The organism is Caldimonas tepidiphila, assembly GCF_003569765.1.
Classification (GTDB): domain Bacteria; phylum Pseudomonadota; class Gammaproteobacteria; order Burkholderiales; family Burkholderiaceae_C; genus Caldimonas; species Caldimonas tepidiphila.
Map to the genome: position 1 here is coordinate 1 of NZ_QXMG01000054.1, position 26,581 is coordinate 26,581.

A 26,581-nucleotide genomic window follows, 5' to 3' on the forward strand; every position below is an offset into this window, starting at 1 on the left:
CTGAACAGCCTGTTTCGCAGTCGCAAGGCTGCCGGATTCTGCGTGTACGACACGAAGGCATGGCCGGCCTCGGTGGTGCGCGATGTGCTGCGTACCCATCCCATCGCTGTGGTGGGCGACCTGGTCTGCAAGCGCAATCTCTACTTCGAGCGCCCGGACCTGATTGACCAGGTGGGCTCGGCGGAATCGCAGGTTTCCTGGATGCTGGCCCAACTCAGGGAGCTGCAAGCGCAGGAGGCCCGACTGCAGGTCGCGCTCGAGGCCGGGCAGTTGGGCAGCTGGGAGCTGGATCTGGACGCCGACACCTCCGTTCGTTCGCTACGGCACGATCGGATCTTTGGCTACGACCACCTTCATCCGCACTGGGGACGCGCTGTTTTCATGCAGCATGTGTTGCCTGAGGACCGTGACCAAGTCGACGCTGCCTTCGAACAGGCGCTGAAGGACGGCGGGACTTTGCATTTCGAGTGTCGCATTCGCCGCCACAACGACGGAGCCGTTCGCTGGATCGAGGCCTACGGACGCCCCGACGCCGAAAGCAGGAAGGGCAGCGTGCGGCGGCTGCTGGGCATCGTGTCGGACATCACCGAACGCAAAGAGCTGGAGCAGGCATTGCGTGACGCCGACCGCCGCAAGGACGAGTTCCTCGCGACGCTCGCCCATGAGCTGCGCAATCCATTGGCGCCGATCCTGAACGCGGTCCAGCTCATGCACTTGAAGAACAACTCTGCGGACCCGCAGCTCAAGCGCGTCCACGGCATCATCGAGCGTCAGGTCCAGCATCTTGGCCGGCTGGTCGACGACCTTCTGGATGTGTCACGCATCACCACGGGGCGAATCGTCCTGCAGAAGGAGCGGGTGAACCTTCGAACGGTGCTCCTGAGCGCGGTCGAGGCCAGCCAGCCGCTGATCGAGGCCGCACGGCATGCCTTCTTGTTGAGCCTGCCCCAGGAACCTGTCCATCTCGAGGGCGACGCCACGCGGCTGGCCCAGGTGTTCCTCAATCTTCTGAACAACGCGGCGAAGTACACCCCAGCGGGAGGCCGCATCGAGCTTGAGGCCTTGCGGGATGGGGACCAGGTAGTGGTCCGCGTGAAAGACAACGGCGTGGGGATCCTTCCGGAGAGAATCCCCGACATGTTCCAGATGTTCGTGCAAGGGCATCGCAGTGGGGAACGCGTGCAAGGCGGTCTGGGCATTGGACTGCCCCTCGCGAAGAAACTGCTCGAATTACATGGCGGAAGCATCGAGGCTTACAGCCAGGGCCGAGGGGCCGGCAGCGAATTCACGGTGCGGCTGCCGGTGGCAGAGGGCCGACCGGCGCTGAGCGAGGAAGCGGTGAAAAGTCTTCCTGACGAGGAAGGCTTTCGCTTGGGACGGATTCTGGTCGTTGACGACAACATCGAAGCGGCGGACACACTTGCCGAGACCCTGGAGCTCCTGGGGCAGGAGGTGAGCGTGCGCTACGACGGCCGGACAGCGCTGGAGGCTGCCGCGCAGCTCCGCCCGGATGTCGTGATCCTGGACATCGGGCTTCCCGACATCGACGGTTACGAGGTGGCACGCCAGCTTCAGCTCATGAAGCCAAGGGGGCTGCTTGTGGCCCTGACAGGCTGGGGGCAGGAAAAGGATCGGCAGTTGGCACGCGAAGCGGGCTTCGACTTGCACCGTACCAAGCCCCTGGACCCCCGGGAACTCCTGATGGCGGTCATGGCGTTGCAGCCGCGGCTCGGCCACCGCCCCTAAGGCCCGTCGTCAATTCCTGTGTCAGGCGCTCGAAGAGACGCTGCCACACCTCGCTCTTGCTCGGAAGACGTCTAGTGGTGTGAGTTAGAAGTCCGTTGACAGAAGTTGGCCACCGAGGCCAGTATTTCGTCAGCCGTCTTGGTCCACACGAATGGCTTGGGGTGGGCGTTGTTCTGAGCGATGTAGTCGCGGATGGCCTGCTCCAGCATCTCTGGAACTTAACAGCTGAACTGCCCCGAAGGGCAGGCCGTGTCCGCGGCCGCCCAGTTCTACTCCCTGGCTTTCTAACCAGTCGCCACCCCTGCGGCTTCGCTGGGTCGCACAGCCTTATCGCGACAGAACCCGATGGCGCGCTTCAGGAATCGGCAGGCTGCTGCCGCATCCACGAGCCGACGCAGCGCCTCAAGCTGCCGGTCAATGATCTTCAGCGGTTGCTCGAGGTGCTGTGTGCTAGGTGAGAGCCGGATCAACTGCACTGCGTGGAACAGGGGCGTGAGGGGGTTGCGCAGTTCGTGCGCCAAGGTGGTGACAGTCACCTCCTTGTACGTCGTGCTGCTCGCCACCTCGTGCCTCCGGTTCTCCAGCCCCTCGATATAGGACTGCTTGCCGGTGCAGTCGCGTACCACCTTGAAGAAACCGACCACCTTGCCCTGCTCATTGCGCAACGCAGTCACCGAGCCGCTGACCCAGATCCGGATACCGTCTCGGCGCACATGCCAGCGCTCGTCCTCATCTCGGGGGCTCTTCAGTGCCTCCTCCAGCTCGAACGCCGGCATGCCGCGCTGTTTGTCCTGATCCGTGAAGATGATGTCGGTCTTTTGGCCCTCGATCTCCGCGGCGGTATAGCCGAAGTGCTTGACAGGGGGAACTTACGCGTCACGGCGGCTATCCTCAGCCTGCACGACTTTGCTCTAGATGCTTCCTCTGAGATCGGTCCGAAGCTCGACACTCTAGGTAATCGACCATGCGCTGCGCCGCCGGCTGCAATGCTTGGCAGTCACGAAAACAGATTGCGAAGTTGCGCTCGGCCCAAGGGTCGGTGAGGGGGATTGAACGGATGCCTAGCATCTGCTCGTAAGTTGCACTAACTTGTATTGGGATGACACTCACTCCAAGATTGGCAGCGACTACCCGGAAAGCGGAATCAAAGTTGGAAACGATTACCCGGTAAGTGATTGTTCGACCCAGGCTTGCCGCTGCCCGTTGCAGTTGCTGGTGCACGGCCGCCGACGGGGGCAGGCCGACGTGCTCGTGGTCCAGGGTCTGTTCGAAGCGCAACTCCCGCTGCCCAACCAGCGGGTGCTGCGGATGCACGGCCAGCGCCAGCCTGTCCTGCCGGTAGGCCCGGCGCTGCAGTCCCGAGAGGTCGGTGCCGTCCCAGCACACCCCGACCGACGAGCTGCCCTCGCGCAGCGTGCGGACTAGGTCCTGAGAAAAGCGCTCCTCGATGTCCACCTTGATGTTGCGGTGCTCGGGTTCGCGCATGAAGGCCGCGACGTCGTCGAGCAGGGACTCGGCGATCGCCGAGGCCGTGGCCAGCAGACGCACATGCCCCGTCACCCCCCGGCTCAGCGCCGCAAGGTCGTTCTGCAGACGCTCCATCGTGAAGAGGACCGTGCGCGCGTGCTCGACAAGCGCGAGCCCCGCCGCCGTCGGCTGCACACCGCGCCGCACGCGCGTCAACAGCGGCGTTCCCAGCACCGCCTCCATCTGCGCGATGCGCTTGCTGATCGCGGAGGGCTCGATGTGCTCCTGCTCTGCCACGCGGGCGATGTTCTGGTGCTCGCAGACAGCCACCAGCAGCCGCAGCGTCTTCAGGTCGAGATCCTTCATGACACGATCATGGCCCAGATCTAAGTTTCCGAAAAGGAATCTTATGGGTTCCGAAATACCACTGGTAGGGAAACAGGGAATGCCTAAAGTGAGGCCTGTCCATCCAACGGCGAGCCCGATCGGGCTTCCGAAGACAGGAGGCGGCATTCCAGCCGAACGAAGCCCATGGCCCTGAACCCATCCCCCTTTCCCACTGCTGCCGTGATCCGAGAGGTCGGCCTGCGCGATGGCCTGCAGTCGATCCGGCAGGTGCTGCCGACCGAGAAGAAGCTCGAGTGGATCCGCGAGGCCCATGCCGCCGGTCAACGCGAAATCGAAGTCGGCTCCTTCGTCCCCGCGAAGCTGCTGCCGCAGCTCGCCGACACGGCCGAGTTGGTCGCCTATGCGAAGACGCTGCCCGGGCTGTTCGTCTCGGTGCTGGTACCCAACCTGAAGGGCGCGGAGCGTGCGATCGAGACAGGGGCCGACCTGCTGCTGGTGCCCTTGTCGGCGAGCCATGCGCACAGCCTGGCCAACCTGCGCAAGACCCCCGACGAGGTGGTCGCCGAGGTGGCGCGCATCCGTGTGGCGCGCGACGCGGCCGGTTCGAAGACCTTGATCGAAGGCGGCATCGGCACCGCCTTCGGTTGCACCCTTCAGGGCCGGGTCGAGCCGTCGGAAGTGCTGCGCTGCATGCAGGCGCTGCTGGACGCCGGCGCCGATCGCGTGAGCATCGCCGACACGGTGGGCTACGCCGACCCGCGCGGCGTGCGCGAGCTGTTCGAGCAGGCCGAGAGGATCGCGGGAGACCGCTTCTGGTGCGGCCACTTCCACGACACCCGTGGCCTCGCGCTCGCGAACGTCTATGCGGCACTCGAGACCGGCGTCGTCCGCTTCGACGCGACGCTCGCCGGCATCGGCGGCTGCCCGCATGCGCCGGGCGCGAGCGGCAATGCCTCGACCGAGGACCTCGCATTCATGCTCGAGAGCATGGGCCTTGCGACCGGCATCGACATCCCGCGTCTGCTGGCGCTGCGCGCCAAGGTCGCCGGCTGGCTGCAGGGTGAGGCGCTGCACGGGACGCTGTGGTGCGCCGGCCTTCCGAAGACTTTCCCGACCCACGACACCGCGCTCGCGGCCTGAGACGAACATGAGCAAGACTTCACCCACCCCCCTGCCGCTCGAAGGCGTGCGCGTGATCGAGTTCACGCACATGGTCATGGGCCCGACCTGCGGGATGATCCTCGCCGACCTGGGCGCCGAGGTCATCAAGATCGAGCCGCCCGGCGGCGACAAGACGCGCAAGCTCCCCGGCCTGGGCATCGGCTTCTTCCGCTCGTTCAACCGCAACAAGAAGAGCGTCGTGCTCGACATCAACACGCCGGAGGGGCATGCCACGGCACTGGAGCTGATCGGCGAGTGCGACGTGATGCTCGAGAACTTCCGCCCGGGGCTGATGGGCAAGCTCGGCCTCGACTACGAGACGCTGTCGCAGAAGTATCCCGGGCTGATCTACGTGTCGCACAAGGGCTTCCTGCCCGGGCCGTACGAGAAGCGCCTGGCACTCGACGAGGTGGTGCAGATGATGGGCGGCCTGTCCTACATGACGGGCCCCAAGGGCCGGCCGCTGCGCGCGGGCACCTCGGTCAACGACATCATGGGCGGCATGTTCGGTGCGATCGGCGTGCTCGCCGCGCTGCGCGAACGCGACCGCACCGGCCGCGGCCAGGAAGTGCAGAGCGCGCTGTTCGAGAACTGCGTGTTCCTCGCCTCGCAGCACATGCAGCAGTTCCTGATGACGGGCGAGCCGGCCCCGCCCATGCCCTCGCGCGTGTCGGCCTGGAGCGTGTACGACGTGTTCACGCTGGCCGGCGACGAGCAGCTCTTCATCGGCGCAGTGAGCGACAAGCAGTTCGTGACGCTGTGCGAGGTGATCGAGCGGCCCGATCTGGCGAAGGAGCCGCAGTTCCAGACCAACGCCCAGCGCGTGGAGCTGCGCCCCGAGCTGCTGCAGCGCCTCGGCGAGATCCTGAAGCACCACCGCATCGACGAGCTGTCGGCCAAGCTCGAGGCCGCCGGCCTGCCGTACGCACCGATCGTGCGTCCCGATCAACTGGTCGACGACCCGCACCTGCGCGAGAGCGGCGGGCTCGTCCCGATGCAGACCGACGACGGTGGCATGACCGACGTGGTGCTGCTGCCGCTGCTGATGGGCGGCCGCCGCCCGCCGGTGCGTCGGCCGCTGCCGCGCGTGGGCGAGCACACCGACGAGGTGCTCGCCGCGCTGGCCAGGAAGCGCGGGCGCTGACGTGCCCTCCCGCCTCTATCCACCTGCCCTAGAGAACAGAGGAGACATCATGAGCATTTCCGTCAACCGCCGCCGCGTCGCCGGCATCCTTGCCGCCGCACTGTCCGTATCCGCGCTGCCCGTGCTCGCACAGGGCTCGGACAAGCCGCTCAAGATCATCGTGCCGCTGAGCGCCGGCTCCACCGTGGATGCGGTGGCGCGCGCGATGAGCAATCCGCTGGCGAAGACCGCCGGCCAGCCCGTCGTCATCGAGAACCTGCCCGGTGCCGGTGGCATCACCGGCACCTCCCAGCTGGTGCGCTCGCCGAAGGACGGCATGACGCTCGGCATGGTGTCGAACAACCACGTCGTCAATCCGAGCCTGTACAAGAGCATCCCCTTCGACTCGATGAAGGACGTCACGCCGCTCACCGTGGTCGGCACCTCGCCCTTCGTGCTCGTCGTGCACAAGTCGGTGCCGGCGAAGAACCTGCAGGAGTTGGTCGCACTGGCGAAGGCCAAGCCCGACCAGATCTTCTACGGCTCGGCCGGCAACGGCACGGTGCTGCACCTCGCGGGCGAGCTGCTGGAGAGCGAGGCCGGCATCGACCTCAAGCACGTGCCCTACAAGGGCACCGGTCCGATGATGAACGACCTGCTCGGCGGCCAGGTGCAGATGGCCTTCACCTCGACCACGGTCGCCGCTCCGCACATCGCGTCAGGCGCGATCAAGGCGATCGGCATCACGACGGCATCCCGCTCGAAGATGCTCCCCGACGTGCCCACCTTTGCCGAGCAGGGCCTGAAGAACTACGACTTCGGCGGCTGGATCGCCGCAGTCGCGCCGACCGGCGTTCCGCCGGCCGAGCTCTCGAAGCGCTACGAGCAGGTCAGGACGGCGCTGTCGACGCAGGAGGTTCGCGAGTGGCTGCTGAAGCAGGACTTCACGCCGATGTCGAGCACCCAGGAGGCCACGCAGCAGTTCTTCCAGAACGAGTTGGTCAAGCACGCCAGGCTGGTCAAGCAGTCCGGCGCCACGGCCGACTGACGCGCAAAGCATCGGGGGCGCGGCGCGCTCCCTTCTCGAGGAAAGCACATGGCACTGTATCGAGTGGGCAGCAAGTCGCCCCAGGTTCCCGCTTCCGCCTTCGTGGCAAAGGAGGCCTCGCTGATCGGCGATGTCCGGCTCGGCGAGCACGCGAGCGTCTGGTTCGGCGCGACGGTGCGCGGCGACAACGAGCCGATCTGCATCGGCGAAGCCAGCAACGTGCAGGAAGGCGCAGTGCTGCACGCCGATCCGGGCTTCCCGCTCGACATCGGCGCCCGGGTCACGGTGGGACACCAGGCGATGCTGCACGGCTGCACGATCGGCGAGGGGTCGCTCGTCGGCATCCAGGCCGTCGTGCTCAACGGCGCGGTGATCGGGCGCCACAGCCTGGTCGGCGCGGGCGCGATCGTCACCGAGCGCAAGACTTTCCCCGAGCGCTCGCTGATCCTCGGCGCCCCTGCCAAGGTCGTGCGCGAGCTCAGCGACGAGGAGGTGGCCAATCTGGCCGCCAGCGCCGCTGGCTATGCCGAGCGGGCCGCCTTCTTCGCCGCAGAGCTCGAGCGGGTCGGCTGAGTCACCGCGAACCAGGCCAGGCCGTCACACCATGAGAGTCCCCGCACTCCCGTCCTGCGTCGTGCTGCGCGAAGTCGGCCTGCGCGATGGTCTCCAGAGCCTGCGCCATGCCTTGCCGACCACAGTAAAGTGCGACTGGATCCTGCTGGCGCATGCCGCCGGACTGCGCGAGATCGAGGTCGGCTCCTTCGTGTCCTCGCAACAGTTCCCGCAGATGGCCGACACGGCGGAGGTGATCGCTTTCGCCAAGACTATTCCCGAACTGAGCGTTTCCGTGCTGGTCCACGACCTCGACGGCGCTCGCGCAGCGCTTGCTGCGGGTGCGGACCTGCTGACGCTGCCGCTCTCCGCCAGCGAGGCGCACAGTCGCGCCAACGTCGGCAGGACAGCCGGCGAGATGGTGGAGGAACTGCACCGTGTTCGTTGCGCTCGCGACATCGAGGGCTCCTCTGCCCGGGTGGAGGCTGGCATCGGCACGGCCTTCGGCTGCGCGCTCCAGGGCGAGGTCAGCCCGGCGACAGTCCTGGGGCTGGTACAGGCCGCCAGCGACGCCGGTGTCGACGGGGTAGGGCTGGGCGACACCTTCGGGTTCGCCACGCCGGACGCGACGCGCGACCTCCTCGAGCGCGCACGAGCGCTGCTGCCTGACGAGGTGGCGCTCGGCGTGCATCTGCACCGCACGCCGGGCAATCATCTGGGTAACGTGATCGCGGCCGTCGAGGCGGGCGTCACGAGGTTCGATGCGTCGCTCGCCGGCATCGGCGGCAGCAGGGTGAGCGCGCAGGGCAGCGGCAACGTCTCGATCGAGGACGTCGCCGCGCTGTTCGGCACCCTGGGTGTGGACACCGGGGTGGACATGCGCACGCTCCTGGAGTTGCGCGACTTCGTCGGCGCGCAGCCCGATGCCCGGGCACTCTTTGAAGCCGTGTCGCGCGCCGCCGCACGTTCGCGCGGCGGGCTCTTCCGTCCCTGACGATGCGCTTCCTCCGATCCCTTCCCCGCGGCAGCCTCCTGTTCATGGGAGACCATCTCGCACGCAGCGTGCGCGGCTTGGCTTGCGCCCCTCCGGAGTCGTCGATGAACCTTTGCCTGTGTTGATCGACCCCACCTCTTGTCTACCGATACCGATTCCGGAGCACTGCAATGAATGACTTGTTTGACAACCCGATGGGACTGATGGGATTCGAGTTCGTCGAATTCGCATCCCCCGCGCCCGGCGTCCTCGAGCCGATCTTCGAGAAGATGGGCTTCACCGAAGTTGCCCGCCATCGCTCGAAGGACGTCTCGCTCTTTCGCCAGGGTGACATCAACTTCATCGTCAACCGTGAGCCAAAGAGCGTCGCGGCCTACTTCGCCGCCGAGCACGGCCCCTCGGCCTGCGGTCTGGCCTTCCGCGTGAAGGACTCGCACCAGGCTTACGCTCGTGCGCTCGAGCTCGGCGCGCAGCCGGTGGAGATCCCCACCGGCCCGATGGAGCTGCGCCTGCCCGCGATCCGGGGCATCGGCGGCGCACCGCTCTACCTGATCGACCGCTACGAGGACGGCAAGAGCATCTACGACATCGACTTCGAGTTCATTGAGGGGGTGGAGCGCCACCCGGCAGGCCACGGCTTCAAGCTCATTGACCACCTCACGCATAACGTCTATCGCGGCCGCATGGCGTACTGGGCGTCGTTCTACGAAAAGCTCTTCAACTTCCGCGAGATCCGCTACTTCGACATCCAGGGCGAGTACACCGGGCTGACCTCCAAGGCGATGACGGCGCCGGACGGCAGGATCCGCATTCCGCTCAACGAGGAGTCGAAGAAGGGCTCGGGGCAGATCGAGGAGTTCCTGATGCAGTTCAACGGCGAGGGCATCCAGCACGTGGCGCTGCTCACCGATGACATCTTCCGGAGCGTAGACGCGCTGCAGATGGCCGGCATCCCGGTGATGACCGCTCCGAACGACGTGTACTACGAGATGCTGGAGGAGCGCCTGCCCGGCCACGGCGAGAACGTCCCCGAGTTGCAGGTGCGTGGCATCCTGCTCGACGGCAGCACCGAGGGCGGCAAGACGCGGCTGCTGCTGCAGATCTTCTCGCAGACGCTGCTCGGGCCAGTGTTCTTCGAGTTCATCCAGCGCAAGGGCGACGACGGCTTCGGCGAGGGCAACTTCAAGGCGCTGTTCCAGTCCCTGGAGCGCGACCAGATCCGCCGCGGCGCACTGACCGTCGAGGAGTGATCGATGCAGCCGCAACACCCCCCCGTGCTCAAGATCGACCGCATTCACCACGTCGCGTACCGCTGCAAGGACGCCAAGGAGACGGTACTGTGGTACCAGCAGATGCTGAAGATGGACTTCGTGCTGGCCATCGCCGAGGACCATGTGCCGTCCACTAAGGCACCGGACCCGTACATGCACGTCTTCATGGACGCAGGCAGTGGCAACGTGCTGGCCTTCTTCGAGTTGCCTACGCAGCCGGAGATGGGGCGTGACCTCAACACGCCGGTGTGGGTGCAGCACATCGCCTTCCGCGTCAAGGACCGTGAGACGCTGCTGGCCTACAGGGCGCACCTGGATGCGCAGGGCGTGGACGTGCTGGGCGTGACCGACCACGGAGCGTTCCACAGCATCTACTTCTTCGACCCCAACGGCCACCGCGTCGAACTGGCGTGTCCGGACCCGGACGAGGAAGCCATGATTAAGCGGCTGGACGCGATGAAGTGGGACATGTTGGAGGACTGGAGCAAAACCAAGCGCGCCCCGAAGCACGCCGCCTTCCTGCACGAGCGGGAGTTCAAGCAGTAATTCCTCCCACGCTGCCCCGTCCGCAACTACAGGACGGGGCGCGTTCTTTTTCCCACTAATCGGGCGGCAGTGATGCCCATAGGAGCGCGCGCTTGCGCCCTGGTCACGCGCCCGTATCCCAAAATTTCAGGAGGCGGACATGTCGCTCGACCACACCCATGATCCAGCGCTATGTAGCTGGGTTGCCTCGGCCAATACCGCCGACACAGACTTTCCGATTCAGAACCTGCCCTTCGGCGCCTTCCGCCGCCAGGGTTCCGGCGAACCGCTGCGGGTCGGGGTTGCCATCGGCGATCAGATCCTGGACCTGAAGCTCGCTGCGCAGGCCAGCGACTGGTCGTCTGAGGTGTCGGCACTGCTGGCGCCATTGGCCACGGGCGACCTCAATGCGCTCATGGCCCAAGTTCCTAAGGCTCGGCGCGCGCTGCGTGCGGCACTCTCGAACGCGCTGGCCGAAGGCAGCACGCAGCACCCAGCCCTGCAGGCTTGCCTGGTGTCCCAGACCGCAGCCGAGATGGCCTTGCCCTGCCGCATCGGGGACTACACCGACTTCTACGTCGGCATCCACCATGCCACTGCTGTTGGCCGGCTGTTCCGCCCCGACAACCCTCTGCTGCCCAACTACAAGTGGGTGCCGATCGGCTACCACGGACGCGCCTCGACCATCCAGCCCAACGGCGTGGACTTTCACCGTCCCTGCGGCCAGGTCAAGGGCCCGCAGGACGAGGCGCCGCGTCTGGCGCCGTCGCAGCGGCTGGACCTGGAGTTGGAGCTGGGCATCTTTATTGGCCAAGCTAACGCGCAGGGACGGCCGGTGTCGATGGACGAGGCCGAGGACCACGTGTTCGGCATCACGCTGTTCAACGACTGGAGCGCGCGCGACCTCCAGGCCTGGGAGTACCAGCCGCTCGGGCCTTTCCTGTCCAAGAGCTTTGCCAGTACCTTGTCGCCGTGGATCGTGACCCTGGAGGCGCTGGCGCCGTTTCGCCGGCCGTTCGTGCGCGGCGAGGGCGAGCCCGAGCCGCTGCCCTACCTGGACGGCGAAGCCAACCGCGCGCAGGGCGCCATCGACATTGCGCTGGAGGTGCGGCTGCAGACGCCAGCCATGCGCGCGCAGGGTGTTGCGGACGAGTGCATCAGCCGCTCCAACTTCGCCGACGCGGCGTACTGGACGGTAGCGCAGTTGGTGGCGCATCACACAGTCAACGGTTGCGCGCTCAACCCAGGCGACCTGTTTGGCTCGGGCACGCTGTCAGGCCCCACGCGCGCGCAGGCCGGCTCGCTGCTAGAGGCCAGCCTGGGCGGCAAGGAGCCGCTGCAGTTGGCCAACGGCGAACAGCGAACCTTCCTGCTCGACGGCGACGAGATCGCACTCGTGGGCCGCTGCAGCCGGGAAGGTTTTAAGAGCATCGGCTTCGGGCCGTGCCGGGGCACGGTGCTGCCGGCGCTGCCGGCGCTGCCATCGTGCGCAGGCTAAGATGCCCGCATGTTGAAGCTGTCACCTATTTCCGCAGGTCCGCCTTGTACCGGGTCCGTATCCCGCTAGAACTCAAGGGGGCTGCTCTACGAGTCCTGACCGGTCCACCTGCTGCGCGGCGGTGGCGAGTAGTTCGGCCATGAACTTGCAGCGCTGAACCCGCAAGGACTCGTGTCGGTGTTGCTGGACGATGGGCAGGTGCTGACACAGTCGCTGCCAATTATCGAGTACCTGGATGAGCGCTACCGGCAGCCAACGCTGTTGCCGGACAACTTCGCGGGGCGTGCCCACGTGCGCGCCCTTGCCTAGGCTCTTGCCTGCGAGATCCACCCGCTGAACAATCTGCGGGTGCTGAACCGCCCCGGCTTTCCCGGAGGCTCCAACTCTTGAGAGGATGGAGCCATGAGGAAGTCAATCAAGTTCTCGCCGGAGAGCGCGCGGTGCGCGTGGTGGCAGAGCATCAGGGCGAGCATGAATCGCAGTGGGCGGCAATCGTCTCGATTGCCGCGAAGTTCGGCTGCTCGGCCGAGACGCTGCGCAAGTGGGTGCGACAGCACGAGCGCGACAGCGGCCAACGAGAGGGGACGACCACCGCTGAACAGCAGCGCATCAAGGACCTGGAGCGCGAGGTGCGCGAGCTGCGGCAGGCCAACGAGATCCTGCGCAAGGCCATGTGCGTATTCGCCCAGGCGGAGCTCGACCGCCCTATCAAGCGGTGAAGGCGTTCATCGACGAGCACCGCAGCGTCTTCGGGGTCGAGCCGATGTGCAAGGTGCTGCAGATCGCCCTGTCGACCTACCGGGCGCACGCGGCGCGGCTTGCCCGGCCCGAGCAGCGCCCGGCACGAGCCCGGCACGAGCCCGGCAGGACGAAGTGCTAATGGGCCACATCGAGCGCATCTGGCAGGGCAACATGCAGGTCTACGGCGCACGCAAGGTCTGCCGGCAGCTGCAGCGCGAAGGCATCGAGGTGGCGCGCTGCACGGTCGAGCGGCTGATGCGTCACCAGGGGCTGCGCGACGTGATCCGCGGCAAGGCAGTTCGTACGACCGTCGCTGACGCCACAGCGCCTTGCCCGGCCGACAAGGTCAAGCGGCAATTTCGGGCCCAGCGGCCCAACCAGCTGTGACTGTCGGATTTCACTTACGTATCGACCAGGGGTTCGTCTACGTCGCCTTCGTCATCGACGCCTTCGCCCGGCGCATCGTGGGCTGGCGGGTAGCCTCCTCGCTTCGTGCTCGACGCGCTGGAGCAGGCGCTGTATGAGCGACAACCGAGCGAGGAGGACCGGCTCATCCATCACTCGGACCGGGGCTCGCGAACTAAATCACTGGTACGTCTGAAGGGGGCAGGTCAAAATCACCGATGTGGAGACCAGCTACCTCAACACCTTTTTGCTTGTCGTCGACTCAGGTTCGATGTCCGAGGCCGCTCGCCAGCTTGAGATCACGCCTGCGGCGATCGCACACCAGTTGAAGTTGCTGGAGCGGGAGTTGGGAACACGCTTGTTGACCCGCTCAGGCCGCACAGTGGCCCCTACGGAGGCCGGCCATCGACTGGTCGAACGAGCAGGCGCAATCCTGCGCGAACTCGGCAACCTGAAGGCGGCAATCAACGATGAAGCTGCAGCCAGCGAACTGAAGCTCGGGGCCATCAACACTGCGCTGCACAGCGTGATGCCGGAGATTCTCGCGGCCTTCGTCAAGGTCTATCCAGACGTGCACGTGGAGATCCTTTCGGCTATATCCACCGACTTGTACGACGAGGTTTTGCGCGGTGAGCTCGATGCTGCGATCTGCCTGCATCCGCCCTTCGAACTTCCGAAGACCATGTGCTGGGAGCAGCTGTGCGAGGAGCCGCTGGTGGTGATGGCCCCTGCAAAATGGGGTCAACGCGATGCCTTTGCCTTGCTGAGAGAGGAGCCCTTCATCCGGTACAACCGCAACCTCGGCGGAGGAAAACAGGCGGATGCCTATCTACGGAAGGCCGGCATCATGCCGCGCGAGCGCTTCGAGCTCAGCTCACTGCCTGCGATTGCCATGCTCGTCGACCGAGGTCTCGGTGTCTCGCTGGCGCCAGATGCCTCAGTGCCGTGGCTGCGCGGTCTGCACGTTGCACGCATGGCGCTGCCGGACCAACCTTATCGTCGCCGCTTCGGCATCATTTGGCAGCGCGCCTCGGTGCGCACTCGTTTGATCCTGGCTCTGGTCGAGCAAGCCAGACGAGTTGTGTCTCGGCGCTGAGCCGCTCCTGATGGCCGAGTCGAACTGTCGGTTCAGGCGTCTGGCGTGGGAACGGAACGCTGTGCCGGACCATCGTAGGTCCAGAGGTACTCCCGCGGGATCGGGCCCTTGTTTCGGCCCCCCTGCTGGCTCTGCTCCCATGCATGCGCCAGGATGCCCACCGAGCGCGACAAACAGAACAAGCCTCGTGCCAAGGGCGATGGAAAGCCCAGTTCGGCGTAGATCACTGCCGTGGCACCGTCGATGTTCATCGGGATGCGTTTGCCCCCCTTGCGGGCTGCCAGCTCATCCTCCACGGCTCGAGCGATGCCGGCGAAGCGGCCGTTGACATGTCCTGCGCGCGCCGAAGCGTCCACCAGCTTCAGCAGGCGTGACGCGCGCGGGTCGATCGGATGAAAGCGGTGCCCGAAGCCCGCGACGAATTTGCCATACCGGGCGATTGCTTCATCGAGGCCGTCGCGGACCGCCTCCTCCAGCCCCGCTCCACTGTCGATGCGTGCTGCGATGGACTCGTACATCTCCACCGCCTGCTCACCCGCACCGCCATGGACGTCGCCCAACACGTTAACCGCGGAGGCCATCGCGTTGTTGAGGCCAACCCCACAAGTGGCTGCCATGCGGGCAATTGCGATGCTGGGTGCCTGCGGACCATGATCCACTGCAGACATCAGTGCAGCGTCGAGCAACCGGCCCTGGCCCTCACTCGGCAGCTCACCGCGGGTCATCAGCCAAATCATCTGTGCAAAGCTGATTTGTCCAATGAGCTCCTGGATCGGGTAGCCGCGGTAACGGATGATGCCCGGCGCCATCTCGATGATCGACGTGCGCCACCAATCGCTGACGCCTTTGGATTCACCACTCATATCGCTTTCTCCTGTGCAAGTGCTTCAAGGTCCTCGCCGGCGTAGCCGAGTTCGGCCAGGATGGCGGCGGTGTGCTCGCCCAGCAGCGGGGGCGGGGTCTCCACCGAGGGCGCCGCGCCGTTGAGCTTGAACCCGGTGCGAACGAGCCGGATGTCGCGACCAACGCCGGGCGCGTTCTTGAAAGTGGCGATCATCTCCCGCTCGCTGATCTGCGGATGTGCCAGTGCCTGCGGCACCGAGTACACCGGACCAGCAGGAACTCCCGCTTCGATAAGGCGTTTCCACCACTCGTCGGCGGACATGGCCGCCATCGTCTCCTCCATCAGGACCTTGAGCACTTCCCGATGCTGCAGCCGGGCGTGGCGATCAATGAATCGCGGATCATGAGCCCACTCCGGATGTCCAAGGACCTGGCAAACGGCCTCGAACTGCTCCTGCTTGTTGGCCGCGATGTTGAGCAGGCCGTCCCCGGTCCTGAATGTGCCGGAGGGACTCGCCGTCACGTTGTCGTTCCCGAGCGGCTTGGGCTCACGGTCGGCGACCAGATAGTTCGACACTGCCCAACCCATCGTTGCCATCGTCGCCTCGAGCATCGACACGTCGATGAACACGGCATCAGTACGCTGGCGGTCAGCCAGCGCCGCAGCGACCGCGAAGGCCGCCGTGATGCCGCCGATCGTATCGGCCACTGGATAGCCCACGCGGTACGGCGCGTTTTCGGGTGTGCCGGTGATGCTCATGATGCCCGACATGCCCTGGATGATCTGATCATAGGCAGGCAGATCGCGCAGCGGCCCGTCCTGACCAAAGCCCGAGATCGCGCAGTACACGAGTCGCGGGTTCTCCTTCTTCAGCTCGGCATGTCCCACGCCTAGCCGGTCCATCACCCCGGGGCGGAAGTTCTCCATCACCACATCCGCGGTGCGCACTAGGCGGCGAAACACCTCCTTGCCCTTCGGGTGCTTGAGATTGAGTGTGATGGAGCGCTTGCCCGGGTTCTGGGCCAGGAACGAAACGCCCATGTTGGCCTTGTTCAGCTCGTGGTCGGCACCGAGCTGCCGTGCCAAGTCGCCCGTGCCTCGAGCCTCGACCTTGATCACGTCGGCACCCATATGTGCGAGCTGGTGGCAGGCAAACGGTCCGGCCAGCACATTCGTCAGGTCCAGGACACGGATACCGTGGAGGGGCTTGATCGCCATGACTCTCTCCTGCTCAGTCAGCCTTGATACCGGCTGCCTTGACGACTGCGCCCCATCGATCAATTTCCGAGGAGACAAACTGCGAAGCCTGTGCCGGTAAGTTGGGCTGCGGCTCCAGTCCCTGCTCGGCCAGCCGCTTGCGGCCCTCGGCCGAGTTGAGCGCACCGGCAATAGCCTTGTTGAGCTTGTCGACCACCGGTTGCGGGGTGCCGGCTGGTGCAGCGAAGCCGACCCAGAAGTCCATCACCACCTTGGTCAGACCAGCTTCCTTGGCTGAGGGCACCTCGGGAAGCAGCGTCGAGCGCTTCTCGCTGGTGACCATTAGCGCCCGCAGCTTGCCGGATTTAATATGAGGCAGGACTGTCGGCAACGACGTGACGAGCGCTTCCACTTGGCCCCCGATCAAGTCCTGCAGCACCTGACCCGCACCCTTGTAGGGCACATGTACGAGATCGATGCCGGCCGCACTCTTAAACAGCTCACCGCCTATATGGGTATTAGTGCCGTTTCCGCCCGAACCGTAGTTGAACTTTCCCGGATTCGCCTTGGCCAGCGCGATGAACTCCTGCACTGTCTTGGCGGGCACCGACGGAGCGACAACCAGCACATGTGGTGCGGCCGCTGCTGTGATGATGTGTGAGAAATCCTTTTTGGGATCGAAGGGCTGCTTATTCCCAAGTGACGGTGCGATCGTGAACGACATCTCCGTGGTCAGCAGTGTATGGCCGTCGGGTGCCGAACGAGCCGCTGCGCCCCAGCCGATGTTGCCGCCACCGCCCGTACGGTTATCCACTACCAGCGGCTGGCCAAGGCCACCGCCAATCTGGGTTGTGATGAGGCGCGCGACAATGTCAGTGGTGCCCCCCACTGCGAACGGCACGATCACAGTGATGGGTTTTGTCGGGTAGGACTGCGCGAAAGCGGCGCACGCGCTCGTCAACAGGAGGGTCGCAGCGACAAAGCGCCGGCAATTGAGCAGATTCATGTGTGTCTCCAGCAGAATGTGAAGGGACGAGGTCAGTTAATCGTCACCCTGTTCTCGCGCACGATGGCACTCCAGCGCTGCTGCTCCGATTTCAGGTATTGCGCCGCCTGTTGAGGCGAGCCGCTCATCGGAACGCTGCCTTCACTGAGCAACTGCGCCATCATCTCCGGCTTAGACATTGCCTTCTCTACCTCAGCATGCAAGCGCTTGATGATGTCGGCTGGCGTGCCCGCTGGGGCCACGAGGACCTTCCAGTCGCTGGTGTCGAATCCCTTGTATCCACTCTCGGCCACTGTAGGCACGTTCGGCAGCACTGGCAGTCGTGTGGCCGAGCTCACTCCCAGCGCGCGCAGCTTGCCGGACTTGATGAATGAAATCACTGTCTGCGGTGTCGCAAAGTAGAAGTCCACTTGGCCCGCAAGCAGATCGTTGGCTGCAGGGCCGGCACCTTTGTAGGGAACGTGGATGACAGTGACGCCTGCCAGCTTGGAAAACATCTCGCCGGTAAGATGACCCACGGTACCATTGCCCGCAGATGCCATCGTCATTTTGGACGGGCTCTTCTTGGCCGATGCCACCAGATCAGCAAGAGTTTGGAAGGGCGAGGCGGCATTGACAACCAGGACGACGGGCTGTCCCGCAACGAGTGCCACGGGGGTAAAGTCCTTGGCCGACTCATAGGGCATCTTCGGATAAAGGGTTGGATTGATCGCCAAGTTAGCGGTTTGCCCCATACCCAGCGTATAACCGTCGGGCTTGCTCTTGGCTACTGCGTCCATGCCGATGTTTCCACCGGCGCCAGCCTTGTTGTCCACAACGAAGGTCCAGCCAGTGTTCGCACGCATCTTCTCCACCAGCAGTCGCGTCACGACGTCGGTGCCACCGCCGGGTGGAAATGGAACGATCACTTTGATGGGCTGATTCGGATAGGCATTTTGGGATTGGGCGGCGCATGCGGCACCAATCAGCAGTGCCGCACAGGCAAGACGAGTCCATGAGGACATGATGTCTCCTAGTTGTAAGTTGCTTGAAGATGGAAGTCGGCTTAGCCGATTCGGTAGACGCGAGTCGCAGTGCCTTCGAACAATGCCTGTCGCTCGCTTTCGCTGTAGCCTGCGGTCAGCCGCTTGAAGGCGTTCCACAGGATGGCGTAGCTGTACGAGCCCTTGTCGACCGGGAAATTGCTCTCGAACATGCATCGATCGGCGCCGAAGGCCTCGATGCATGTCTCGAGCCATGGTCTCCAAGTGCGTGCGAGAAGTTCTGACGATGGAGGGATCTCGTGCTTCTGGAAGTCGAAGCCATTGATCCGCATGCCGAGGCCGCCGAGCTTCACATACACATTCGGCAGACGGGCCAACTCGCGCATCGATGTGCTCCAGCGCTCGAACACCTCGTCGCGCCGATCCTGGTAGGCGCCGATGCGCACAATGCCTCCACAATGGTTCACGATGATCGTCGTGTCTGAATAGACTTTGGCCGTCTCGATGAGTTCAGGCAACTGCGGAAAGAAGAGCCAGGCGTCGTATGAAAGGCCTAGCGGTGCGAGTTGCGCGAGGCCTGCACGGTAAGAGCTGTCAAGCAGCAGGTGCGGCGGGGCTGCGGTCAGCGGATTGGCAAGCGATGCGTCGGCGTCCCATGTTGTGAGGTGACGAACCCCTCGAAAGCGACCCCGACCGGCTTGAAGGTGCGCTTCAAGGACTTCGCGTACTGCGGCGCCGAGCCGTAGGTCGGCATAGCTAACGATGCCTGCGGCGATTTGGGGGGGCGGGCCCGCGAGTGCGTCCGCGTTAGTGACTTCTGCAATGTATTCGGTCTCGCCGACCGGCTTCAACTCTTCAAAGCCCGAGGACCGGTAGCGCGTCAAGGCCTGCATGTACACCGACGCGCGAATTGCATGCCCTGACCGGATGTCGTCCCGATATTCCTCGCCCAGATAGCGCCAGCCAGGCCTATCGTAGAAATGGTGATGCGCGTCGACGATCGGCAGAGCGGGTTCGAGTATCTCTTCGTGGTGCTGGTCGAGCCACTCCGCTCGCACAGGCAGGTAGTTGTGGGACATGGTCAGAATGCCTTCACGAGTGGAGTCTTCGTCCCAGCGCATACGTTTGGGCAGGGCGTTGAGGGCAGGCAATGTCTCCTGCATGCCTTCGGGACGAGGCGACTTGGTGGAAGGGCCTCGATGAAGGCAAGCGGTCGTATCGCATGCGTGCAGTATGGGCAGAGCCACATGCAAGAAAAAGCGATGCCGTCTTTAATTAGATGATAGTGACGCTATAAGCCAGCAGCTTGAAGTCCACCAACTCGCCCGGTGTACTGCTGCCGCTTCTGATTGCGGTGGCGCTGCACGAACATGTCGCCCTGCGGCGCCGATGCCTACTCGGCCTTGGTCTGCTTACTGCTCATGCGCCCATCCTGCTGAGGTTTCTAGAGCGGAGTCACGCAGGGTGAACTGAACGCCCCAGGATGGACATGGACAGGGGTGGAGTGGCATGGTCAGGCGCGTGCGGCAGCAGTTGGAGGTGCACGAGATGGCATGGCAACGCGGACAGGCCTACGGGCAGGACTTGCGCGATCGGGTGCTGGCCGCTGGCGGCTCGATCCGCGAGGTGGCCGAGCGATTCGAGGTCAGTACCTCCTATGTCAGCAAGGTCCGGGGGCGGCGTCGCCGCCTGGGTGAGACCGCGCCTCGAGTCCAGTGCAGCCACACCCCGCAGAAGCTCGCCGGGCTGGAGCAGGAGTTGCGTACGCGCGTGGCCGAGGCCAACGACCTGACGCTGGATCAACTGCGCCAGTGGCTGCTGGCCGAGCACGGCATGAGCGTGTGCCACGGCACGATGTTCAATGCGCTCCACCGGCTGGGATTACGGCTGAAAAAAAGACACTCCAGGCCAGCGAACAGCAGCACGAGCGCGTGAAGGCGGCGCGCCAAGCGTGGGAGGAGGACAAGCCCGGGATGCGACAGCGCCGACTCGTGTTCCTCGACGAGACCTGGGCGAGCACGAACATGACGCCCAGCCGAGGGCGAGCCCCGCGCGGGCAGCGCTGCATCGGTCACGCGCCCTGCGGGCACTGGCACACCACGACGTTCGTCTGCGCGCTCACCGCCCAGGCGCTCGTCGCCCCCCTGGTGCTTGACGGCGCGATCAACGGCGTGGCGTTCCGGGCGTGGGTCGAGCAGTGCCTTGCTCCTGAGCTGCAGCCCGGGGACTTGGAGGTGATGGACAACCTCGGCTCGCACAAGGTTGCGGGGGTGCGGGAGGCGATCGAGGCCCGAGGAGCCGAGGTGCGCTACCTGCCGCCCTACAGCCCCGACCTCAACCCGATCGAGCAGGTGTTCTCCAAGCTCAAGACGCTGCTGCGCCGCAGAGCCGCTCGCACGCTGGAGACCTTGTGGCATGCCGTCGGGAAACTGCTCGACGTCTTCAGCCCGGCCGAGTGCGCCAACTACCTGCGCCACGGTGGCTACCTTCAGTCAGCCTGACTCTGCTCTAAGCGTGTAGTCCTGGGAAGTCATGGTGCAGCATTGACTGCTCAGCAGGAGGATGCGCTATGGCAGCAAGCCTTCATGGCTCAGCCCGCACGACTCCGTGAATTCGAGCCGAACTCCAAGCGTCGCAAGAGACGACCCGCTTCCTGGCCGCCCGATACGGGCTGAACGAGATGACGGTGGCGAAGTGGCTCCGGCGCACCACGACTGCCGATGCACCAATGGGACAGAAAAAGCCCTGTTGCACCAAGCGCGGCGAAGCCGAGGAAGCAGCGGTAGTGGAGCCGCGGCGCAGCACACTCTTGCCCCTGGACGATGTCCTAAGGTGCTTGCGCGAGAGGTTCCCGCAACTCAGCCGCAGTGCGCTGCACCGTACCGTCCGGCTATCCCATCTTGAACCTGGCGTGATCGCAAAGGATGCTCTTGTCCGCGTAACTTCTCCGCGGACAAATGAACACTTCTCTCATCGAGCTCCCCGGGCGGCGTACCCGGCGGCGTCATTCGCCGGAGTTCAAGGCCGGGATCATCGAGGCGTGCCGGAAGCCGGGGGTCTCGATCGCCGCGGTCTCGCTGGCCAACGGACTCAATCCGAACATGGTTCGCAAGTGGGTTATCGATGCCGAGGCGCTCCCAGATTCCGAGGTAGAGCGCCAGGTCGGCTTTGGGCCGGCGAGCGAACAGCCGGCTGCCGTGGCCGCCTCGACGCCGGGCTTCGTTGCACTCGCTCTGAAGCCAGCCTCGGCCACTGCTGAGATTCGGATCGAGCTGACCCGGGGCACAACGGCGATCAAGGTCTGCTGGCCGACGTCAGCCGCTGCAGAGTGCGCCGTCTGGCTGCGTGAGATGCTGAGGTGATCCGGGTCGATGCCGTGTGGCTGGCGGTGGAGCCACTGGACATGCGTGCAGGTGCCGAAGCCACGCTGGCGAGGGTGGTCAACGTCTTCGGCGCGGCGAGACCGCACCACGTCTACCTGTTCGCCAACCGCCGTGCCAACCGCATGAAGGTGCTGGTGCACGACGGCATCGGCGTGTGGCTGGCCGCGCGCCGGCTCAACACGGGGCGCTTCGTCTGGCCCCGTGAGGGCAGCGCGACCGTGACGCTCAGCCGTGCGCAGCTCGACGCCCTGGTGCTGGGGCTGCCCTGGCAGTGCATCGGAGAAGCCGGTGTCATCATGGTGCTGTAGCGGGGATCAATTGCGGGATGCGCCGATGGTGGCGCAGCCGCTGCGCTGGCACGATCGACCGCGTGATCACCGACGCCCGCCTCGACACGCTGGATCCTGAGCAACTGCGCCAAGAGATGCGCGCGCTGCTGGCCGAGGTGGCGCAAGGACGAGATCATCGAGCAGCAGCGCCGGAAGCGCTGCTCAAGCAGGCCACGATCGACAAGCTCACGCACGAGATGGCCGTGCTCAAGCGCATGAAGTTCGCGGCCACGTCCGAGGCCTTCAACCCCGAGCAAAGGAGCCTGCTCGAGGACATCCTCGACGAGGATCTCGCTGCGCTGACGCGCGAGATCGAGCAGCTCGATACGAGCAAGAAGCCGCCCTAGGACAAGCAGCAACCGAAGCGCCAGGTGCTGCCGCCGCAGCTGCCCCGGCGCGAGATCCACCACGAGCCCGAGAGCACGACGTGCGGCTGCGGCTGACAGATGAAGCGCATCGGCCAGGACGTGGCCGAGAAGCTCGACTACACGCCCGGTGTCTTCACGGTCGAGCGCCACATCCGCGGCAAGTGGGTGTGCTCGCACTGCGAGACCCTGGTGCAGGCGCCTGTTGAGCCGCACATCATCGACAAGGGCCTGCCCACGCCGGGGCTGCTGGCCCAGGTGCTGGTGGCCAAGTACCTGGAGCACCAGCCGCTGTACCGCCAGGAGGCGATCTACGAGCGCGCCGGCTTGCTGATCTCGCGCTCCACGCTGGCGGGCTGGGTGGGCCAGTGTGGAGTTCAGCTGCAGCCGCTGGTGGACGCACTCACGGCCGAGCTGCTGCACCACGGCGTGCTGCACGCCGACGAGACCCCGGTGGCGATGCTCAAGCCGGGGCTGGGCAAGACGCACCGCGCCTACATCTGGAGCTACTGCACGACAAGCTACAGCGCCGCGCAGGCGGTCGTCTTCGACTTCGCTGAGAGCCGCGCCGGGCAGCATGTGCGCGACTTCCTCGGGCTGCGGGACGGCCGGGGCTGGAAGGGCCGTCTCGTCACCGACGACTACAGCGGCTACAAGGCCTGCTTCGAGCTGGGCGTCGTGGAAGCCGGCTGCATGGCGCACGCACGTCGCAAGTTCCACGAGCTGTGGGCCAACCACGGCAGCCGCGTGGGCGAGCAGGCGTTGAAGAGCCGTCCCCGTTCAAGCTAAACCCTCACCACCTCATCTCGGGACCGCACACTTAGCCCCTGTGAAATCGTCTGCGATGCAGCCCAGCAGCATGAACATCCTTTAAGACAAGAAAGCACGAAGAAGGGCTCTGCGCGAGCCCCTTCCGGATTCCGGTCACGGTGCTGGAGTGAGCCCAGGCCACTGTATAGCAGCCGCACTCCTGCTGTCAGGTCACCAACTGATCGGCCATTGGACCTGCAGTGCGAGCTTCAGGCCTTGCCCGCCGCCCAGTACGTGCGCACGTTGCAGAACTCGCGCACGCCCGCCGCGGCCAACTCGCGGCCGTAGCCGGACTTTTTGGTGCCGCCGAAGGGTAAGCGTGCGTCCGACGCCGAAATGGCATTAATGAACGCTGCTCCCGAGGTGACGCGCTTGGCCAGCTGCACGCCGCGCTGCCTCGACGCAGTCCAGATGCTCAGCGACAGACCGAACGGCGTGGCGTTGGCCAGCTCGATGGCATGGCCGTCGTCGCGGGCGATGGCGATTGCGGCCGCCGGGCCGAAGGTTTCCTCGTCGAACACTGCCATGCCCGGCCCCGTGTCGCCCAGCACCGTGGGCTCGAAGTAGTAGCCCGGCGCATCAATCGCCTTGCCGCCAGCCAACAGCTTTGCGCCGGCGGCCACGGAGTGATCGATCTGGCGCTGCAGCGCCTCGCGCAGATCGCCGCGTGCCAGCGGGCCGACCTGCGTGGACCGGTCGGTCGGGTCGCCCACCTTCAAGGCGCGCACGCCCTGCACGAACAGCTCGGTGAAGCGATCGGCTACCGAGGCCAAGACGATGAAGCGCTTGGCGCACACGCAGCTCTGGCCTGAGTTGTGATACCGGGCCTTCACGGCAGCGGCGGCAGCGGCGGGCACGTCGGCGTCGTCGAGTACGACGAAGGCGTCCGAGCCGCCCAGCTCCAGCACCGACTTCTTGGACTCGCGCCCCGCGGCGGCACCCACGGCCGCACCTGCCCGGTTGGAGCCGGTGAGCGTGACAGCCGCGATGCGGTCGTCTGCAATCAGGCGGTCGATGGTTGCGGGCACGTCAGACTCGGCCACCACCAGCGTCGTCACCAGGTTCTTCGGCAGCCCGGCATCGATGAACAGTTGCTCAAGCGCCAAGGCGCAGCCGGTGACATTGGGCGAGTGCTTGAGTAGCACGCCGTTGCCCGCTGTCAGTGACGGTATAGCAAAACGCATGACCTGCCACACGGGGAAGTTCCAAGGCATCACGGCCAGAACCAGGCCGACGGGCTCGTAACTGAGCCAGGCGTCGGCGCCGTCGATGGCCACCTTCTCGTCGCCCAGCAGGCGCTGTGCGTTGTCGGCGTAGTACAGCGCCGTGACGGCGGACTTCTCCATTTCACCGGCGGCCTCAGCCAGCGGCTTGCCCATCTCCGCGGTGACGAGCTGTGCAAAGGCGTCCTTCTGGCGACGCAGTTCATCGGCCAAGCGCCGCACGGCGGCAACGCGCACTTCCAGCGGTTGCAGGCCCCAGGCCTTGGCGGCCTCGTGGCCGGCGGCCACGGCCAGATCGATCTGCGAGGGCGCCCAGCCCTCGTAGGTTTTGAGTGCGGCGCCGGTGGCAGGGTTGAGGGTGGTGATGAGATTTGTCATGGCTGTTCCTTTTTCTAGGTTGAAGCAGGTCCGCCGGCCTAGCACGCGCAGGCCAGTAGTAAGTAAGGTGCTAGGGGGATGCGCAGCGCGCTCAGCGGTTGCCTGGCGTCACCAATACGTCCAACAGATGGGTATCGAGTGCTTGGGGCGGGCGCTGCAGTTGCCCACTGCCCGCCTTCTCGCGCGCGGCATCGCGCAGGTGCAGCCGCATGAAATCAGCAGCCGCCTCGCGCTGGCCGGACAGGAGCAGGTCGATCAGCACCAAGTGCTCCTTGCAGCGCCGCGCCGTGGCCGTGCGGTCCACGGCCTTGCGGTACTCCATGAGTCGACGTAGCCGGTTCACTCGCTTGAGCGCGTCGGCCATGAAGACGTTGCCGGAGAGGGCGGCAATGGTCTCGTGCAGCCGCGAGTTGGCGTCAAAGATCTGCACCGGCGACGCCCACTCAGCGGCTCCGTCCACCAGCGCCTGCTGCTCGCTGCGACACCTTCGCAGCGCCGCCTCGTCCAGCGTCCAGGTCGGCTCCAGGATCGCCGCCGGCTCCAGCAGGATGCGCATTCTGTAACCCTGGTCGTAGGCGGCGCCCGAGGTTAGCATCGGCAGGAACTGCCAGCCATTGCCTGGCAGCCGCTCGATCCAGCCTTCGTGCGTGATACGGCGCAGAACCGCAGCCAGCCGCGTACGCGTGACGTCATAGCGACGCATGAGCTCGTTTTCCGTCAACCGTTCGGGTAGCCGCCCTTCCAGGCGGTCCTCTGCAATCTTGAGATACGTCGGCTCGTCATCATCGGCCGGGGGCAGCGCCAGGGCAGGTGTGGCCTGCACCCGGGCACTCACGGCATAGCCCCCTTCCGGCCGAGGTTCGATAACCTGCCGTTGAGCCAGCAACTGCAGCGCCTCGCGCACCGGCGAGCGCGAGACGCGAAAGCGCTCAGCGACTGCCCGCTCGGGTAACGGCGTGCCTGCAGGCACCTGCTCCTCGGCCAGCCAGGTTTCGATGCTGGCAGCCAGCTGCTCAGAAAGTCCACGTGCCATGTTCATGATTATCGACTTCGTGCATGCGCGCCTGGCTGCCTGACGTCCGTCAGTCCGCCTGGATACCGCGCGTTTTGATCACCTGCCCCCAGCGCTGCGACTCGGCAGCGATGAAGCTGGTGAAGGCGTCGGGTGAGCCGCCGCCGATCACGTTGCCCGGGTCGGTGATGCGCTTGGCCAAGTCCGGCTCCTGCAGCGCCTTGTTGATGGCCTGGTTGAGCTTGGCAACGATGGCCGGCGGCGTGCCCTTGGGCGCCACGATGCCGAACCAGTTAGAGATCTCCATGTCCTTGATGCCCAGCTCGGCGAAGGTTGGCACGTCCGGGAGCGAAGGCAGCCGCTTGTCGTTGGCCACGGCCAGTGGACGCATGCGCTGAGGGCTGGCCTTGATGTAGCCCATGGCCGCCGGGACCATGTCGAACATGTAGTCCACCGTGCCGCCGAGGAGGTCGTTCGTGGCCGGGCCGCCGCCGCGGTAGGGAATGTGCACGCCGTCGGTGCCGGAGGAGATGTTGAACATCTCGCCGGCCAGATGGAACGCGCCGCCGGAGCCTGCAGAGGCGTAGCTAAGCTTGCCCGGCGCGGCCTTGGCCGCCGCCACCAGGTCCTTGACGCTCTTGTACGGCGACTTGTCGGCACTGACGACCAGCACCAGTGGCCCTTTCTCGATCAGCGCCACGGGTACGAGGTCGCGCTGCGGATCGTAGGTGAGCTTGGGGAACAGCGTCTTGTTGACCGCCAGCGGCGCGAAGTTGCCGATGCCAATGGTGTGGCCGTCGGGCGTGGCGCGGGCAATGGCGTCCGTGCCGATGTTGCCGTTGCCACCCGGCTTGTTGTCCACAACTACGGACTTGCCCAGGATCACGGCCAGCTTCTCGCCGAGCTGGCGTGCCCGCGTGTCGGAGCTCCCGCCTGCGGCGTAGGGCACGATCAGGGTGATCGTCTTGCTGGGATAGTCCCGGGCCGCATCTTGTGCCAAGCCCAGCGCGGGCCAGGCCAGGACGGTGCAGGTGGCGGCCAGCAGGGTGCGGCGCGCGGTGTTGGATGCCGTCATG

General features: G+C 65.3%; 24 protein-coding genes, 5 pseudogenes and 1 other annotated feature. Of the genes and pseudogenes, 17 read left to right on the plus strand and 12 right to left on the minus strand.

Annotated elements, in window-relative coordinates:
• Window positions 1–1,746: ATP-binding protein (locus D3A59_RS20360; RefSeq protein WP_119157163.1), on the plus strand; the 1,746-nt coding region annotated here is incomplete at its 5' end.
• 71 nt (window positions 1,747–1,817) lie between these two features.
• On the opposite strand, the pseudogene D3A59_RS20365 reads toward D3A59_RS20360, so the two are convergent.
• The 4 genes and pseudogenes from D3A59_RS20365 to D3A59_RS20375 all read right to left on the minus strand — a co-directional run.
• A pseudogene (locus tag D3A59_RS20365) lies at window positions 1,818–1,952 on the minus strand (IS630 family transposase); the annotation flags it as partial.
• Window positions 1,953–2,030: 78 nt separating this feature from the next.
• Window positions 2,031–2,372, minus strand: a complete 342-nt coding sequence (locus D3A59_RS20370) for a histidine kinase dimerization/phospho-acceptor domain-containing protein (RefSeq protein ID WP_272868086.1) — start codon at window positions 2,370–2,372, stop codon at window positions 2,031–2,033.
• Window positions 2,352–2,588, minus strand: a pseudogene (locus tag D3A59_RS26735) (PAS domain S-box protein); the annotation flags it as partial. The pseudogene D3A59_RS26735 and the gene D3A59_RS20370, both read right to left, overlap by 21 nt.
• A 49-nt stretch (window positions 2,589–2,637) precedes the next feature.
• Entirely contained in the window at window positions 2,638–3,579 is a 942-nt protein-coding gene (locus D3A59_RS20375) for a LysR family transcriptional regulator (protein ID WP_119157165.1), read from the minus strand.
• Between the two features lie 165 nt (window positions 3,580–3,744).
• Here D3A59_RS20375 and D3A59_RS20380 point away from each other — a divergent pair, with 165 nt between their 5' ends.
• The 11 genes and pseudogenes from D3A59_RS20380 (at window position 3,745) to D3A59_RS20430 (ending at window position 13,975) form a co-directional block, all read left to right on the plus strand.
• Entirely contained in the window at window positions 3,745–4,701 is a 957-nt protein-coding gene (locus D3A59_RS20380) for a hydroxymethylglutaryl-CoA lyase (RefSeq protein ID WP_119157166.1), read from the plus strand.
• A gap of 7 nt (window positions 4,702–4,708) precedes the next feature.
• Entirely contained in the window at window positions 4,709–5,866 is a 1,158-nt protein-coding gene (locus D3A59_RS20385; protein WP_119157167.1) for a CaiB/BaiF CoA transferase family protein, read from the plus strand.
• Window positions 5,867–5,915: 49 nt separating this feature from the next.
• A complete protein-coding gene (locus D3A59_RS20390) occupies window positions 5,916–6,893 on the plus strand; it encodes a Bug family tripartite tricarboxylate transporter substrate binding protein (protein ID WP_119157168.1) in 978 nt (325 codons plus the stop codon).
• Between the two features lie 48 nt (window positions 6,894–6,941).
• The gene (locus D3A59_RS20395; RefSeq protein WP_119157169.1) at window positions 6,942–7,466 is read left to right on the plus strand and encodes a gamma carbonic anhydrase family protein; all 525 of its coding nucleotides are present in this window, start codon (window positions 6,942–6,944) and stop codon (window positions 7,464–7,466) included.
• Between the two features lie 61 nt (window positions 7,467–7,527).
• Window positions 7,528–8,439 carry a beta/alpha barrel domain-containing protein gene (locus D3A59_RS20400; RefSeq protein ID WP_157991609.1) on the plus strand — a complete coding sequence of 304 codons (912 nt, stop codon included), beginning with the start codon at window positions 7,528–7,530 and terminating at the stop codon, window positions 8,437–8,439.
• 170 nt (window positions 8,440–8,609) lie between these two features.
• The gene (hppD, locus tag D3A59_RS20405; protein ID WP_119157171.1) at window positions 8,610–9,689 is read left to right on the plus strand and encodes a 4-hydroxyphenylpyruvate dioxygenase; all 1,080 of its coding nucleotides are present in this window, start codon (window positions 8,610–8,612) and stop codon (window positions 9,687–9,689) included.
• 3 nt (window positions 9,690–9,692) lie between these two features.
• Window positions 9,693–10,256, plus strand: a complete 564-nt coding sequence (locus tag D3A59_RS20410; RefSeq protein WP_119157172.1) for a VOC family protein — start codon at window positions 9,693–9,695, stop codon at window positions 10,254–10,256.
• Window positions 10,257–10,395: 139 nt separating this feature from the next.
• Window positions 10,396–11,733 (plus strand): fumarylacetoacetase, encoded by a 1,338-nt coding sequence (gene fahA / locus D3A59_RS20415; protein ID WP_119157173.1) that lies wholly within the window; start codon window positions 10,396–10,398, stop codon window positions 11,731–11,733.
• Between the two features lie 177 nt (window positions 11,734–11,910).
• The gene (locus tag D3A59_RS26465; RefSeq protein ID WP_240636145.1) at window positions 11,911–12,042 is read left to right on the plus strand and encodes a glutathione S-transferase N-terminal domain-containing protein; all 132 of its coding nucleotides are present in this window, start codon (window positions 11,911–11,913) and stop codon (window positions 12,040–12,042) included.
• 93 nt (window positions 12,043–12,135) lie between these two features.
• Window positions 12,136–13,065 (plus strand): annotated as a pseudogene (locus D3A59_RS20425) (IS3 family transposase); the annotation flags it as partial.
• Window positions 12,408–12,523, plus strand: a sequence feature (AL1L pseudoknot). It overlaps the preceding pseudogene by 116 nt.
• Window positions 13,066–13,099: 34 nt before the next feature.
• Complete coding sequence (locus tag D3A59_RS20430; protein ID WP_119157174.1) at window positions 13,100–13,975, plus strand: LysR substrate-binding domain-containing protein; 876 nt, start codon at window positions 13,100–13,102, stop codon at window positions 13,973–13,975.
• A 32-nt stretch (window positions 13,976–14,007) separates the two neighbouring features.
• On the opposite strand, the gene D3A59_RS20435 is transcribed toward D3A59_RS20430, so the two are convergent.
• The 5 genes from D3A59_RS20435 to D3A59_RS20455 are packed head-to-tail and all read right to left on the minus strand — an operon-like array spanning window position 14,008 to window position 19,126.
• Window positions 14,008–14,838, minus strand: a complete 831-nt coding sequence (locus tag D3A59_RS20435; protein ID WP_119157175.1) for a citryl-CoA lyase — start codon at window positions 14,836–14,838, stop codon at window positions 14,008–14,010.
• Window positions 14,835–16,037, minus strand: coding sequence for a CaiB/BaiF CoA transferase family protein (locus D3A59_RS20440; protein WP_119157176.1), 1,203 nt, complete (start codon window positions 16,035–16,037; stop codon window positions 14,835–14,837). Before D3A59_RS20440 ends, D3A59_RS20435 begins: the two co-directional genes overlap by 4 nt.
• A 13-nt stretch (window positions 16,038–16,050) precedes the next feature.
• Window positions 16,051–17,022 carry a Bug family tripartite tricarboxylate transporter substrate binding protein gene (locus D3A59_RS20445; protein ID WP_119157177.1) on the minus strand — a complete coding sequence of 324 codons (972 nt, stop codon included), beginning with the start codon at window positions 17,020–17,022 and terminating at the stop codon, window positions 16,051–16,053.
• A 32-nt stretch (window positions 17,023–17,054) separates the two neighbouring features.
• The gene (locus tag D3A59_RS20450) at window positions 17,055–18,026 is read right to left on the minus strand and encodes a Bug family tripartite tricarboxylate transporter substrate binding protein (RefSeq protein ID WP_119157178.1); all 972 of its coding nucleotides are present in this window, start codon (window positions 18,024–18,026) and stop codon (window positions 17,055–17,057) included.
• A gap of 41 nt (window positions 18,027–18,067) precedes the next feature.
• Window positions 18,068–19,126 (minus strand): amidohydrolase family protein, encoded by a 1,059-nt coding sequence (locus tag D3A59_RS20455; RefSeq protein ID WP_240636152.1) that lies wholly within the window; start codon window positions 19,124–19,126, stop codon window positions 18,068–18,070.
• Window positions 19,127–19,553: 427 nt separating this feature from the next.
• On the opposite strand from D3A59_RS20455, the gene D3A59_RS26900 reads away from it, so the two are divergent.
• From D3A59_RS26900 to tnpC, 5 genes and pseudogenes are all read left to right on the plus strand, one after another.
• A protein-coding gene (locus D3A59_RS26900) for an IS630 family transposase (RefSeq protein ID WP_419187268.1) occupies window positions 19,554–20,506 on the plus strand; the annotation gives its coding sequence in 2 pieces (ribosomal slippage) (window positions 19,554–19,895 and window positions 19,898–20,506; 951 coding nt in all).
• Between the two features lie 110 nt (window positions 20,507–20,616).
• Window positions 20,617–20,943, plus strand: a pseudogene (locus D3A59_RS20465) (IS481 family transposase); the annotation flags it as partial.
• 19 nt (window positions 20,944–20,962) lie between these two features.
• Window positions 20,963–21,367, plus strand: a complete 405-nt coding sequence (tnpA, locus tag D3A59_RS20470) for an IS66-like element accessory protein TnpA (RefSeq protein WP_119157179.1) — start codon at window positions 20,963–20,965, stop codon at window positions 21,365–21,367.
• A 14-nt stretch (window positions 21,368–21,381) separates the two neighbouring features.
• Entirely contained in the window at window positions 21,382–21,696 is a 315-nt protein-coding gene (tnpB, locus tag D3A59_RS20475) for an IS66 family insertion sequence element accessory protein TnpB (RefSeq protein ID WP_272868087.1), read from the plus strand.
• Window positions 21,697–21,812: 116 nt separating this feature from the next.
• Window positions 21,813–22,847 (plus strand): annotated as a pseudogene (gene tnpC / locus D3A59_RS20480) (IS66 family transposase); the annotation flags it as partial.
• Between the two features lie 254 nt (window positions 22,848–23,101).
• Here tnpC and D3A59_RS20485 read toward each other — a convergent pair.
• The 3 genes from D3A59_RS20485 to D3A59_RS20495 all read right to left on the minus strand — a co-directional run bounded on the left by D3A59_RS20485 (window position 23,102) and on the right by D3A59_RS20495 (window position 26,580).
• Complete coding sequence (locus D3A59_RS20485) at window positions 23,102–24,493, minus strand: aldehyde dehydrogenase family protein (protein ID WP_119157181.1); 1,392 nt, start codon at window positions 24,491–24,493, stop codon at window positions 23,102–23,104.
• Window positions 24,494–24,584: 91 nt separating this feature from the next.
• Complete coding sequence (locus D3A59_RS20490; protein WP_240636147.1) at window positions 24,585–25,532, minus strand: GntR family transcriptional regulator; 948 nt, start codon at window positions 25,530–25,532, stop codon at window positions 24,585–24,587.
• A gap of 43 nt (window positions 25,533–25,575) precedes the next feature.
• Window positions 25,576–26,580: a Bug family tripartite tricarboxylate transporter substrate binding protein gene (locus D3A59_RS20495; protein WP_119157182.1), complete on the minus strand. Its 1,005-nt coding sequence runs from the start codon at window positions 26,578–26,580 to the stop codon at window positions 25,576–25,578.
• Window position 26,581: the final 1 nt, after the last annotated feature.